Annotated in this window: 11 protein-coding genes; all 11 read left to right on the top strand. The window is 70.0% G+C overall.

The window, feature by feature from the left end; genetic code table 11:
• Window positions 1-97 precede the first annotated feature (97 nt).
• The 11 genes from AB0M83_RS12340 to AB0M83_RS12390 all read left to right on the top strand — a co-directional run bounded on the left by AB0M83_RS12340 (window position 98) and on the right by AB0M83_RS12390 (window position 12,499).
• Window positions 98-1,639: a sigma-70 family RNA polymerase sigma factor gene (locus tag AB0M83_RS12340; protein WP_364516196.1), complete on the top strand. Its 1,542-nt coding sequence runs from the start codon at window positions 98-100 to the stop codon at window positions 1,637-1,639.
• A 113-nt stretch (window positions 1,640-1,752) separates the two neighbouring features.
• The gene (locus AB0M83_RS12345; protein WP_360664753.1) at window positions 1,753-2,193 is read left to right on the top strand and encodes a DUF983 domain-containing protein; all 441 of its coding nucleotides are present in this window, start codon (window positions 1,753-1,755) and stop codon (window positions 2,191-2,193) included.
• A gap of 39 nt (window positions 2,194-2,232) precedes the next feature.
• The gene (locus tag AB0M83_RS12350; protein ID WP_364516198.1) at window positions 2,233-3,093 is read left to right on the top strand and encodes a DNA-formamidopyrimidine glycosylase family protein; all 861 of its coding nucleotides are present in this window, start codon (window positions 2,233-2,235) and stop codon (window positions 3,091-3,093) included.
• 291 nt (window positions 3,094-3,384) lie between these two features.
• Window positions 3,385-4,698, top strand: a complete 1,314-nt coding sequence (locus AB0M83_RS12355) for a histidine kinase (protein WP_364516200.1) — start codon at window positions 3,385-3,387, stop codon at window positions 4,696-4,698.
• A gap of 20 nt (window positions 4,699-4,718) precedes the next feature.
• Window positions 4,719-5,564 carry a S49 family peptidase gene (locus AB0M83_RS12360; RefSeq protein ID WP_364516202.1) on the top strand — a complete coding sequence of 282 codons (846 nt, stop codon included), beginning with the start codon at window positions 4,719-4,721 and terminating at the stop codon, window positions 5,562-5,564.
• A gap of 157 nt (window positions 5,565-5,721) precedes the next feature.
• Complete coding sequence (locus AB0M83_RS12365; protein ID WP_364516204.1) at window positions 5,722-7,113, top strand: carbohydrate-binding protein; 1,392 nt, start codon at window positions 5,722-5,724, stop codon at window positions 7,111-7,113.
• A gap of 80 nt (window positions 7,114-7,193) precedes the next feature.
• Entirely contained in the window at window positions 7,194-8,030 is an 837-nt protein-coding gene (locus AB0M83_RS12370; RefSeq protein WP_360664733.1) for a LytTR family DNA-binding domain-containing protein, read from the top strand.
• Between the two features lie 13 nt (window positions 8,031-8,043).
• Window positions 8,044-8,577: a hypothetical protein gene (locus tag AB0M83_RS12375; protein ID WP_364516206.1), complete on the top strand. Its 534-nt coding sequence runs from the start codon at window positions 8,044-8,046 to the stop codon at window positions 8,575-8,577.
• Between the two features lie 30 nt (window positions 8,578-8,607).
• Window positions 8,608-10,398 carry a cation acetate symporter gene (locus AB0M83_RS12380; protein ID WP_364516208.1) on the top strand — a complete coding sequence of 597 codons (1,791 nt, stop codon included), beginning with the start codon at window positions 8,608-8,610 and terminating at the stop codon, window positions 10,396-10,398.
• A 125-nt stretch (window positions 10,399-10,523) separates the two neighbouring features.
• A complete protein-coding gene (locus AB0M83_RS12385; protein WP_364516210.1) occupies window positions 10,524-10,874 on the top strand; it encodes a DUF485 domain-containing protein in 351 nt (116 codons plus the stop codon).
• Window positions 10,871-12,499, top strand: coding sequence for a cation acetate symporter (locus AB0M83_RS12390; RefSeq protein ID WP_364516212.1), 1,629 nt, complete (start codon window positions 10,871-10,873; stop codon window positions 12,497-12,499). Before AB0M83_RS12385 ends, AB0M83_RS12390 begins: the two co-directional genes overlap by 4 nt.
• Window positions 12,500-12,618 lie beyond the last annotated feature (119 nt).

The following is a 12,618-nucleotide window of genomic DNA, read 5'->3' on the forward strand; positions in this document are numbered from 1 at the left end:
CAGCTGGCGTACAAGGGGTGACGACGGCTGATTCCCTCCGTATGGTGTCCCCATTCGACCGAACGGGGAGACCTTCGGGGAGGAGGTGCCGGGCCGGATGACCGAGCTGGGCACGGTGCCGCCACCAGCGGCCTCGGAATCCGACGAGCAGGCACTGCTGCAACGACTTCGAAACGGTGAAGACGCCGCGTTCGGGGAGCTGTTCGAGCTGCACGCCGCCGCCGTCCGGAGACTGGCGCAGAGCCTGGCTTCCGACCGGTCCGAAGCCGAAGACATCACCGCGGAGACGTTCTTCCGCGTGCTCCAGGCCCTTCGCCGTGGTTCCGGCCCCCGGGACTACGTCCGCGCCTACCTCCTGACCGTCGCCCGCCGGGTCTCCTGGGAGTGGCACGGTGCCCGCCGCGACGTCCCCGTGTCCGACGACGAGCTGACCTTCCGCGCCGGGGCGGGTGCCGACACGCACGCCCGCACGGCCGAGCACACCCTGATCACGACGGCGTTCACCAGCCTGCCCGAGCGCTGGCGGACCGTTCTCTGGCAGACCGAGGTCGAGGGCGAGCAGCCCGCCATGGTCGCCACGCACTTCGGCTTGAGCGCGAACGCGACCGCGGCGCTGGCCCGGCGTGCCCGTCAGGGCCTGCGCGCGGCGTACTTGCAGGCACACCTTTCGGTGAACCGCGGGCCGGACTCGTGCCGCTCGGTCGTCGAGAAGCTCGGCGGGTTCACCGCGGGCAGCGTCACCGGCGCCGAGGCGGAGCGGATCAAGGCGCACCTGCACGGCTGCCCGTCCTGCCGCGCGACCCAGGACGAGCTGCGTGACGTCTGCTCGTCGCTGCGCGCGCACGCCGGGGTGCTGGTGCTGCTGGTGCCGGCGGCGGGTGCCGCCGCGAGCGGCGGTGGTGTGCTGGCCGGACTCGGCGCGACGATCAAGGGCGTGCTGGTCGGGTCGAAGGTCAAGGTCGGCCTCGCGCTGGCGTCGACCGCGGCCGTGGGCGCCGTCGGTGTCGCGGCCGGTCCCCTCCTGTTCGGGACGACGCCGGTGCAGGACGTCGGGCTGACCGGCGGTGCGCCGGAGCTCGTGGTGGTGCCGCCGACCGAGCACCAGCAGCCGCCCCCGCAGGCCCAGCAGAACCCACGGATCGGCATCGGCGTGCTCAACGGCCGCGGTACCGGGGTCGCCGTGCCGGCACGGCAGCGCACCGGGAGCCGCCAGCTCGGGGCGAACGAAGTGCCCGGAGTGCCGGGCGCCGACGTCCCGGCCGGGGACACCGGCACCGGCGGTGACGGGCTGACCCCGCGCGACGACGTCACGTCGTCGACGTTCAGCACGCCCGACCACTCGTCGACGTCGCCGCGGCTGGACTCCGAAACGCCGACCCCGGACCTGACGATCACCGAGTCCAGCGACACGACCGTGCCGGAGAGCGCGGACGCGCCGGAGCTCTCTCCGGCCGACCGGCCGGCGGGCTCGCCGACGGTGACCAGCAAGCCCGAGCCGACGGACGGTGCCAAGGAGTCCACGGAGCCGTCGACCTCGGTGACCCCGACGTCGGGGAAGCCGTGCCCGAGCAGCACGTCCACCGTCACCGGTTCGGGCGAACCGGGCGATTCGGCCTCAACCAGTCCGGCGGGTTCCTGAACTGCGGTGATCAACTTCGCCGGGTGGGATGTCCGATTCCTCCCTCGCGCGGGCGAGCCCGCGCACGGTACCGTTGTGGGGCTCACCCTGCGGGCGTCCCGGGAGGCAACTGAATGAACCGGCTGGTGCGCGGCGAAGACGGCCGCGACTGGGTGGTCCGTGCGCAGATGGAATGGCGCGCACCGGCGACGGCCGACGACTTCGAGCACGACGTCGCCGGCAGCTACGGCCCCGGCATCGCGATGATCGTGGTGACCGCGCTGCTGGCGGTGATCCTCGTCGTGTGGACGCCGAACGAGGTGAACATCCCGGCGTGGGTGCTGCTGGCGCTGCTGCTCATAGTGCTGTTCTTCCCCCTGCGGTGGATCCTGCGCCGGCCGTGGACGGTGGTCGCGGAGACCGAGGGCGACCTGACCGGCGACCGGCCGTCCGAACGCTGGGTCGGCACCATCCGCGGCATGTTCACCGTGCAGGGCGAGGTCAAGAAGATCTCCAAGACGATCCAGCGCCACTCGCTGCCGGACTTCGACGGGCCGCTGCACCCGGTCGAGTAGCCGGTACCGGATTTCGGCCGAAGGGGTGAAACTGGGGACATGCCCGAACTGCCCGAGGTCGAAGCCCTGGCGCACCACCTGCGCGAGAACGCCGTCGGCCGGACGATCTTCCGCATCGATGTCGCATCGCTGAGCGTCCTGAAGACGGCGACCCCGCCGTGGACCGATCTGCACGGCCGCGAGATCACCGGCGCTACCCGGCACGGCAAGCACCTCGACGTCGTCGCGGGCGACCTGCACCTGGTCGTCCACCTGGCGCGCGCGGGCTGGCTGCGCTGGTCCGACGGCCTGGCCGCGGCGCCGCTCAAGCCCGGCAAGGGCCCGATCTCGCTGCGCGTGCACCTCGAGTCCGCCACCGGGCCCGGCTTCGACCTGACCGAAGCGGGCACGAAGAAGGGTCTCGCGGTGTGGGTCGTGAAGGACCCGCAGGAGATCGCGAGCGTCGCCCGCCTCGGCCCGGACGCCCTCGCGCTGGACGCCGTCCAGCTGCGCGAGCTGTTCGCCGGCAAGAACACGCGGCTGAAGTGGGCGCTGACCGACCAGTCGCTGATCGCGGGCATCGGCAACGCCTACTCCGACGAGATCATGCACCGCGCGAAGCTCTCCCCGTACGCGACGATCGGCAAGCTCGACGACGGCGCGCTGGAGACGCTGGCCGAGGCGATCGTCGAGATCGAGTCCGACGCGGTCAAGCGCTCGGTGGGCCAGAAGGCGGCGCGCCTGAAGGGTGAGAAGCGCTCAGGCCTGCGTGTCCACGCGCGCACGGGCCTCCCGTGCCCGGTCTGCGGCGACACGATCCGCGAGATCTCGTTCGCCGACAAGTCGTTCCAGTACTGCCCGACCTGCCAGACGGGCGGCAAGCCGCTGGCCGACCGCCGGATGTCGCGGCTGCTCAAGTAGCCGGGTGACACCTGTGGTCACGGCGTCACGCACCGGGATTCCCCCGTTCGGCCGCACGTGCTGTGCCGCCGGTGGCGCAGGCGCCGGCGGGCCGCGATCGCCGTCAGCGAAACCGGCCTCTTCCTGCTGTTTTCCCCGGATCCGGTGGAACAGGAGGCTCCTCCCGCGCGTTGCGGACAGTGATCGGCCGGCCGGTCAACCGACTCTTAGTAGGGTCACCCCAACCCTCGGTCATCACAGTTGGACAGAAAGTGGGATCAGGCCTTGCACCCGGTTGGTCGAGCGCAGAGCATGGACGCCGTGTCCGGGTTTCCGCTTGCGCAGGTCGTCCCCTGGGGGGTCGCGGTCCTGCTCGGCATCGTGGTGATCGTGCTGCTCGTCAAGCAGCGCAAGCCGGCCAGCGTGGTGGAGGACGCCATGCTGCAGGCCGTCCACCGGATGTCGAAGGCCGCGCCGAACCTCCGTTCCGGGCTGGACGAGGACGCCGCCGACAAGATCACCACCCAGCTGCTGCAGATGCTCGACTGCGTCGCCGTCGGCATCACCGACAGCGAGGGCACGCTGCTGTCCTGGGACGGCGAGGCGAACGAGCACTACGTGGACCTCGTCGACGCGATCGGCGCGGCCATCCGCAAGCACCGCCGCGAGGTCGTCGCGCACGACCGGATGCCGTGCAACCACCGCGGCACCTGCCGGATGAAGACCGCCGTCATCGTGCCGCTGCTGGTCGAGGGCGAGACCGAGGCGGCGCTGATCGTCGTCGGCCGCACCCGCGGGCGGCTGGTGCAGATGGCCGACGCCGTCGCCCAGTTCGTGTGCACGCAGTTCGAGCTGTCCCGGCTCGACGAGTCGAAGCAGCAGCTCCAGCAGGCCGAGATCAAGGCGCTGCGCGCGCAGATCTCGCCGCACTTCGTCTACAACGCGCTCAACACGATCTCCGCGCTGATCCGCACGGACCCCGAAGAGGCGCGAGAGCTGCTGCAGGACTTCGCCGACTTCACGCGCTACTCGTTCCGCTCGTCGGGCATGTTCACCTCGCTCGCCGAGGAGCTGCGCAACATCGACCGCTACCTGACCATCGAGAACGCCCGCTTCGGCGGCCGGCTCGAGGTGCGGATGAAGATCGCGCCCGAGGTGCTCAGCGTCGTCGTGCCGTTCCTGATCATCCAGCCGCTCGTCGAAAACGCGGTCAAGCACGGCCTCGCCAGCAAGCCCAGCGGCGGCTGCGTCACGGTGATCGCGCAGGACCACGGCACCGAGGCGCTGATCAGCGTCGAGGACGACGGCATCGGCATGGACCCGCGGCGGCTGAAGGACGTCAAGAACGCGCACAGCACCGGCGCGCACGTCGGGCTCGGCAACATCAGCCAGCGCATGCAGCAGGTCTTCGGCAACGACTACGCGGTGATGGTCGAGACCGCGCCCGGCGCCGGCATGAAGGTGACGCTGCGGGTGCCGAAGTTCGTCCCCGGCGTCCGGCCGAACATGCCGGACTACAGCTCGGAAGACGCCGAGGTCCCGTCGCAGGGCGGCCCGGCCCAGCTCAACGGCGCCGAAGTGAACGGCGTCAACGGCACGCGCTCCGGCATCCTCCCCATGGGCTGAATCCCGGCTAGCCTGGCGTTATGAGCGTTACGGACAAGCTGGCCTCACGGATCCCGGTGCTCGCCGACCGCGTGGAGCGCAAGGACGTCGTGGCCGTGGTGAAGCTGCACGGCGTGATCACGCCGTCGCCGTCCCCGCTGGCCAGGGGCGCGATCAACCTCGCCGCCGTCGAGTCGGCGCTGACCAGGGCGTTCGGCCACGACCGGCTGAAGGCGGTCGCGCTGCTGATCAACTCACCGGGCGGCGCGCCGACGCAGTCCGGGCTGGTCGCGGAGCGGATCCGGCAGCTGGCCGACGAGAAGGGCGTGCCGGTGCTGGCGTTCTGCGAGGACGTCGCCGCCTCCGGCGGGTACTGGCTGGCCTGCGCGGCCGACGAGATCTACGCCCACCGCACGTCGATGGTCGGCTCGATCGGCGTGATCAGCGGCGGCTTCGGGTTCACCGGCCTGCTCGAGCGCTTCGGCATCGAGCGCCGCCTGCACACGGCGGGCGCAAACAAGTCCCGCCTCGACCCGTTCTCGCCGGAGAAGCCCGAAGACGTCGAGTGGCTGAAGAAGATGCATTCCCAGCTCCACGAGCTGTTCGTGAGCTGGGTGAAGGAACGCCGCGGCGACCGCCTGACCGAGACCGAGGACCTCTTCACCGGCGACGTCTGGCTCGGCGCGAAGGCACTGGAGCTCGGCTTGGTCGACGGTCTGGGCAGCCTCCGCCAGATCGTCACCGAGCGCTACCCGGACGCCGAGATCTCGGTGGCCGAGCCGAAGCGGCCGCTGCTGGCCCGCCTCGGCATCGGCGCGCCGGCGGCGGCATCGGCGGTGCTGGACGCGGTGACCCAGAAGGCGGCGTGGTCCCGCTTCGGCCTCTGAGAACGGTGTCCGGTTTGAGTACTTTCGGGCAGACTTTGTGACCTGAATCACTCTACCCGCGTAACGCCTCTGGAGTTGCCGTGGGGCGTCGGGTCTCCTTGTGAACGGGCTTTGTTGCGATCGGCAACAAATCCGGACGACGAGGAGGTCGTACCCGATGCCCCACTCCCGAAGACTCGCCCTCGGCGCCGTGCTCGGCGCCGCGCTCATCGCCATTCCGCTGACCTTGCCCGCCGCCGCGTCCATCCCGCCGCCCGAATCGGGCTGGACCACGGTCTTCGCGGACGACTTCACCGGCGGCGCGAACACCCTGCCCTCGAGCTCGAACTGGATCGTCGACACCGGCCACGCCTACCCCGGCGGCCCCGGCAACTGGGGCACCGGCGAGATCCAGAACTACACGGCGAGCACGTCCAACCTCTCCCAGGACGGCTCCGGCAACCTCCGCATCACACCGTTGCGAGACGGCGCCGGCAACTGGACGTCGGCGCGGATCGAAACCCAGCGCACCGACTTCAAGCCGCCGGCGGGCGGGGTCCTGCGGATCGAAAGCCGGATCCAGATGCCGAACGTCACCGGTGCGGCCGCGCTCGGCTACTGGCCGGCGTTCTGGGCCCTCGGCGGCCCCTACCGCGGCAACTGGTGGAACTGGCCCGCCGTCGGCGAGTTCGACATCATGGAGAACGTCAACGGGATCAGCTCCGTCTGGGGCGTCCTGCACTGCGGCGTCAACCCGGGCGGCCCGTGCAACGAGACCACCGGCATCGTCGCCAGCCGGGCGTGCCCCGGCAGCAGCTGCCAGTCGGCCTTCCACACCTACCGCTTCGAATGGGACGCGAGCGTCAGCCCGCAGGTGTTCCGCTGGTTCGTCGACGGGCAGCAGTTCCACTCGGTCAGCCAGAACCAGGTCGACGCGACGACGTGGGCGAACATGACCAGCCACCAGGGCTACTTCGTGCTGCTGAACGTCGCGATCGGCGGCGCGTTCCCCAACAACAACTCCGGCACGACCACGCCGGGGCCGGGGATCGTGCCGGGGCATCCGATGGTCGTCGACTACGTGACGGTCACCACGCGCGGCGGAAGTGGCGGCGGGACGACCACCCCGCCCACCACGACGACTCCGCCCGGGAACGGCGGCAGCGCGTACAGCACGATCCAGGCCGAGTCGTACACCCAGCAGAACGGCCTGGCCAAGCAGACGACCAGCGACACCGGCGGCGGCCAGAACATCGGTCCCGCGGGCAACGGTGACTGGGCCCTCTACCCGAACGTCGACTTCGGCGGCAGCGCGGCGACGAACTTCCAGGCACGCGTGGCCTCCGGCGCGGGCGGTGGCGTCAGCGGGCTGGTCGAGGTCCGCCTGGACAGCCTGTCCAACGCGCCGATCGGCAGCTTCGCGGTCGGCAACACCGGCGGCTGGCAGAGCTGGCGGACCGTCCCCGCGAACATCAGCGGGGTGACCGGGACGCACAACGTGTACGTGACGTTCACGAGCGGCCAGCCCGCCGACTTCGTGAACCTCAACTGGTTCACGTTCGTGCATTGACAGTGAGGGACCCCGCCGGTGGCGGGGTCCCCCCACTTCAGGCAGACGGGGGCTGGACATTGCACTCGGCAATGGGCAGGATGCGTTTCACTGTGAGTGCTCACGATGACACCCGGAAGCTCGTGGTCCTGGCTGTGGACGACGAGCCTCGAGGTCTGGACGAACTAGTCCACTGCCTGCGCAACAGCCCGCACGTCGCGAAGGTGTTCCCGGCGATCGACGCGTCCGAGGCGCTGCGGCTGCTGTCGACCGACGACCCGAGGCTACGCGACCGCAAGGAGCGTGGCCTGCCGATCGTCGACGCCGTCTTCGCCGACATCGACATGCCCGGGTTGTCCGGGATGGAGATGTCCCGCGTGTTCGCCGCGCTCCGGCCCTCGCCCGCGCTCGTGTTCGTCACGGGGCACGCCGAAGAGGCGGTCAACGCCTTCGACCTCGGCGCCCTCGACTACGTGCTGAAGCCGTACCAGCAGGATCGGCTCGACCGCGCGATCTCGCGCGTGATCGAGAAGCTGGCCGCAGCGGCGGCGCCGGCGCCCGGCGCCCTCGGCGGCGAGCCGGGCGTGAAGAACGACGACGAGGTCATCCCGGTCGAGCTGGCGGGCACCACCAAGCTCATCCCGCGTTCCTCGGTCCGCTGGGTCGAGGCGCAGGGCGACTACGCGCGGTTGTTCACCACCGAAGGCAGCCACCTGGTCCGCATCCCGCTGGCCCAGCTCGAAGAACGCTGGGAGAAAGCCGGGTTCGTCCGGATCCACCGGTCGTTCCTGGTCGCGCTGCCGCTCATCACGGAGCTGCGCATGGGCCAGGGCGGCTACCAGGTCGTGATCGGCAACGAGGAGAAGGTGCTGCCGGTCAGCAGGCGGCACACCCGGGCGCTGAAGGACCGGCTGGTCGGTTCGGGCCGGAACGGCTGAGCCGGGGCCGGTCATGAGCGACGACTTCTACGACCGCCGCGCGAACGGCGTGCGAGAGCCCGATCCGACGCTCGGCCGGCGCGTCCGCCAGCAGCGGCCGCTGCCGCAGCCGTCGGAGCAGGCCGTCGTCGAGCCGCTCCCGCCGGCGCCGGAGAACGAGCCGGCGCCGAAGCCGGAGCACCACGCCCGGCCCAAGCGGGAACGAGTGATCCTCAACGACCCGCGTCGCGGCGGCGGCAGCCTGCGCGCCCGCGTCGAGCTGGAAGAGCAGACCAGCTGGGGCAAGCTGCTCGTCAAGGACCACCTGGTGAAGGTCCAGCTGCGCACGGCGCTGCTGCTGTCCGGCCTCGTCGTCGTCGTGTTCGGTTCGCTGCCGGCGCTGTTCTACCTCGTTCCCGGATTCTCCCGGCTGAGCGTGGTCGGCATCCCGGTGGCCTGGCTGATCCTCGGCGTCCTGCCGTTCCCGTTCCTGTTCGGCGTGGGCATCTGGTACAACCGGCTGGCCGAACGCAACGAACGCGCGTTCGTGGACATGATCGAAAACTAGTTTCGCACCCGCTCGTGCGAGGATTCCTCCGTGCAGCTGAACCCGTGGGCCTTGACCGGCATCGTGCTGGTCGCCGTGGTGACGTTCTTCCTCGGTCACCGCTCTTCGCGTTCGGCCACGAGCACGCACGACTTCCTGGTCGCCCGGCGGACCGTGCGGTCCCGCCGCAACGCCGCCGCGATCTCCGGTGAGTACCTGTCCGCGGCGTCGTTCCTCGGCATCGCGGGAATCGTGCTCAAGGACGGGGCCGACGCGCTGTGGTTCCCGATCGGCTTCACCGCGGGTTACCTGGCGCTGATGCTCTTCGTCGCGGCGCCGCTGCGGCGCTCCGGCGCGTACACGCTGCCCGACTTCGTCGAAATGCGGCTGGGCTCGAAGGGCCTTCGCCGGTTCTCCACGGGGTTCGTCGTGTTCATCGGGATCCTCTACATGGTCCCGCAGCTGCAGGCCGCCGGCCTGACCCTGGCGACGATCCTGCCGGTGCCGGTCTGGGCCGGCGCGGTGGTGGTGATGGTCCTGGTGGCGTTCAACGTGATCGCCGGCGGCATGCGCGCGATCACCGTCGTCCAGGCCTTCCAGTACTGGCTCAAGCTGTTCGCGATCTCGGTGCCCGCGTTCGTGCTGTGCATGGTCTTCTTCGCCGGCGGCGGCCCGGACGGCTTCCGCCCGCTCGGCGCGGCGGCGCCGCCGGTCTTCACCAGCGACACCACAGTGGACGTCCAAACCGACGTCACCCTGCACGTCCGGAGCGACACCTACCTCTGGGCCTACGGGCGCACCGACAACGGCCCGGCGGCCGGGCCGACGCACTGGACCCCGCTGGCGCCGCACACGGTTTCCGAGGGCACCAAGCTGAAGTTCCTGGCCGGCACGCCGGTGCCGGTGGTCAGCGACTCGGTCGCGGACAACGCGAACTGGCTGCACCCGGGCTCGGGCAGCCTCACCGACCTGCTCCAGACGTACTCGCTGATGTTCGCGACGTTCCTGGGCACGATGGGCCTGCCGCACGTGCTGGTCCGCTTCTACACCAACCCCGACGGCAAGGCCGCGCGCCGCACCACCGTGCACGTCCTGCTGCTGCTCGGCCTGTTCTACCTGTTCCCGACGCTGCTGGGCGCGCTGTCCCGGATGTACGTCCCGGAGCTGCTGGTCACCGGCAAGACGGACGCGGCGATCCTGCGGTTGCCCTCGGCGATGCTGCCGGGGGTCGGCGGCCAGATCCTGGGGGCGGTCACCGCGGCGGGCGCGTTCGCCGCGTTCCTTTCCAGCACGTCCGGGCTGCTGGTCAGCGTCGCCGGAGTGGTCTCGACCGACCTGCTGCCCGGCCGGGTCCGCGACTTCCGCGTCGCGACCGGGCTGGTCGCGCTGTTCCCGATCGCGCTGGCGGTCGCGCTGCGGCCGGAGGACATCTCGCTGTCGATCGGGCTGACGTTCGCGCTCGCCGCGTCGACGTTCAGCCCGCTGCTGGTGCTGGGCATCTGGTGGCGCAAGCTGTCCTGGCCGGGGGCGCTGGCCGGGATGTTCGTCGGCGGCGGCCTGGTGCTGGCCGCGCTGATCGTCAACGTCGTGAGCGGCTACACCGGCGGCTGGGCGCCGTGGTTCGTCAACCAGCCGGCGTTGATCACCGTGCCGATCGCGTTCGTGACGACGTACTTCGTCAGCCGTGCGACGGGGTACGGCCGTCCGGACCACGTGCACGACATCATGCTGCGGCTGCACGCGCCCGATCCGCTCGGCTTCATGCGCGATAGGGCGGTCGCCCGATTCGGACAAGCCGAAGAAAAGACGCGAATCGCCGGCCGAGGCCGGCATCGCAAGTAATGCGCTGACAGCCAGTAAGAAAGTATTACCCGATCGAGGGATTACGAATTACACGGTCGACCCATACGTTCCGTTGGTTTCTACCAGTACGGCCAGTACGAAAAACGGGAAGGTGGAGATCCGCTGTGAGCAGCACCGAACACGACGTCGGTGGCGCGGAGCCGCAGACCGACTGGGAAAGCGTCCAGGGGAGTCCCGAATTCACGGACCTGCGCCGCCGATTGCGGGTGTTCGTCTTCCCGATGACCGCGCTGTTCCTGTTGTGGTACCTGCTGTACGTGCTGCTCGCCGACTACGCGCACGGCTTCATGAGCACCAAGCTGGCCGGCAACATCAACGTCGGCCTGGTCTTCGGCCTCCTGCAGTTCGTCTCGACGTTCGTCATCACGGGCCTCTACGTCCGCTACGCCAACCGCAAGCTCGACCCGGTCTCCGACGAGATCCGCGCCCGCATCGAAGGAGAGCCCGGCAAATGACCCTCGCGGCGGGCGTGGAGGGCAGCAACTCCACCCTCAACATCATCATCTTCCTGGTCTTCGTCGCGATCACGCTGGTGATCGTGTTCCGGGCCAGCCGGAACACGAAGACGGCGTCGGACTACTACGCCGCCGGCCGGGCGTTCACCGGTCCGCAGAACGGCATCGCCATTTCCGGCGACTACCTTTCGGCGGCGTCCTTCCTCGGGATCGCGGGCGCGATCGCCGTCAACGGCTACGACGGCTTCCTCTATTCGATCGGTTTCCTGGTGGCGTGGCTCGTCGCGCTGCTGCTGGTCGCGGAACTGCTGCGCAACACCGGCAAGTTCACGATGGGCGACGTCCTCGCGTTCCGCATGAAGCAGACGCCGGTGCGCGCGGCGGCCGCGATTTCGACGCTGGTCGTTTCGTTCTTCTACCTGCTGGCGCAGATGGCGGGCGCCGGTGGCCTGGTCAACCTGCTGCTGGGCATCGAAGGTGAGGCCGGGCAGGACGTCGTGATCGCCGTCGTCGGCGTGATCATGATCGTGTACGTGCTGATCGGCGGCATGAAGGGCACCACCTGGGTGCAGATCATCAAGGCGGCGCTGCTGATCGTCGGCGCGTTCGCGATGACGCTGTGGGTGCTCGGCAAGTACGGTTTCAACCTGTCCAGCCTGTTCCAGGCCGCCGTCGACAAGGGCGGCAAGGGCGGCGCGGCGCTGCTCGACCCGGGCAAGCAGTACGGCAAGACCGGCACGACGAAGCTCGACTTCCTGTCGCTCGGCATCGCGCTGGTGCTCGGCACGGCGGGCCTGCCGCACGTCCTGATGCGCTTCTACACGGTCCCGACCGCGAAGGACGCGCGGCGCTCGGTGGTCTGGGCCATCGTGCTGATCGGCGTGTTCTACCTGTTCACGCTGGTCCTCGGCTACGGCGCGGGTGCGCTCGTCGGGCCGGACAAGATCTCGAAGGCGCCCGGGACGACCAACGCGGCCGCCCCGCTGCTGGCCTTGGAACTCGGCGGCCCGGTGCTGCTCGGCTTCATCTCCGCGGTGGCGTTCGCGACGATCCTCGCGGTGGTCGCCGGCCTGACGATCACGGCGTCGGCGTCCTTCGCGCACGACGTTTACGCGAGCGTGCTCAAGAAGGGCCAGGTCTCCACCGGCGGCGAGGTCCGCGTCGCCCGGATCACGGCGCTGGTGATCGGCGCGCTGGCCATCGCGGGCGGCATCCTGGCGAAGAGCCAGAACGTCGCGTTCCTGGTGGCCCTGGCGTTCGCGGTGGCGGCGTCGGCGAACCTGCCGACGATCCTGTATTCGCTGTTCTGGAAGCGGTTCAACACCCAGGGCGCGCTGTGGTCGATCTACGGCGGGCTGGTCGTCACGATCGTGCTGATCGTCTTCTCGCCGGCGGTCTCGGGCAAGCCGGTGGACGCGAAGACCGGCAAGAGCGCGTCGATGATCCAGGGCGTCGACTTCCACTGGTTCCCCCTGGACAACCCGGGCCTGGTCTCGATCCCGGCGGCGTTCCTGCTCGGCTGGCTCGGCACGGTCCTGTCGAAGGAACGCAACGCGAAGAAGTACGCCGAGATGGAGGTGCGCGCGCTGACCGGCGCGGGTGCCGAGAAGGCTGTTACGCACTGACCCGCTTTTCGGGGGCTCCGGGTAGCGGAGCCCCCGGCCCGGGGCGGAGCCCCGGTTGTCACTGACCGCTTTGCGGGGCTCCGGGTGGCGGAGCCCCCGGCCCGGGGCGGAGCTCCGGT

It is taken from the genome of Amycolatopsis sp. NPDC051106, from assembly GCF_040682775.1.
Lineage (GTDB): Bacteria > Actinomycetota > Actinomycetes > Mycobacteriales > Pseudonocardiaceae > Amycolatopsis.

Coding starts and splice junctions, on each gene's coding strand:
- AB0M83_RS12350 (WP_364516198.1), top strand. CDS start 2,233: ATGCCCGAACTGCCCGAGGTCGAAGCCCTGGCGCACCACCTGCGCGAG.
- AB0M83_RS12390 (WP_364516212.1), top strand. CDS start 10,871: ATGACCCTCGCGGCGGGCGTGGAGGGCAGCAACTCCACCCTCAACATC.
- AB0M83_RS12355 (WP_364516200.1), top strand. CDS start 3,385: ATGGACGCCGTGTCCGGGTTTCCGCTTGCGCAGGTCGTCCCCTGGGGG.
- AB0M83_RS12345 (WP_360664753.1), top strand. CDS start 1,753: ATGAACCGGCTGGTGCGCGGCGAAGACGGCCGCGACTGGGTGGTCCGT.
- AB0M83_RS12375 (WP_364516206.1), top strand. CDS start 8,044: ATGAGCGACGACTTCTACGACCGCCGCGCGAACGGCGTGCGAGAGCCC.
- AB0M83_RS12360 (WP_364516202.1), top strand. CDS start 4,719: ATGAGCGTTACGGACAAGCTGGCCTCACGGATCCCGGTGCTCGCCGAC.
- AB0M83_RS12370 (WP_360664733.1), top strand. CDS start 7,194: ATGCGTTTCACTGTGAGTGCTCACGATGACACCCGGAAGCTCGTGGTC.
- AB0M83_RS12340 (WP_364516196.1), top strand. CDS start 98: ATGACCGAGCTGGGCACGGTGCCGCCACCAGCGGCCTCGGAATCCGAC.
- AB0M83_RS12365 (WP_364516204.1), top strand. CDS start 5,722: ATGCCCCACTCCCGAAGACTCGCCCTCGGCGCCGTGCTCGGCGCCGCG.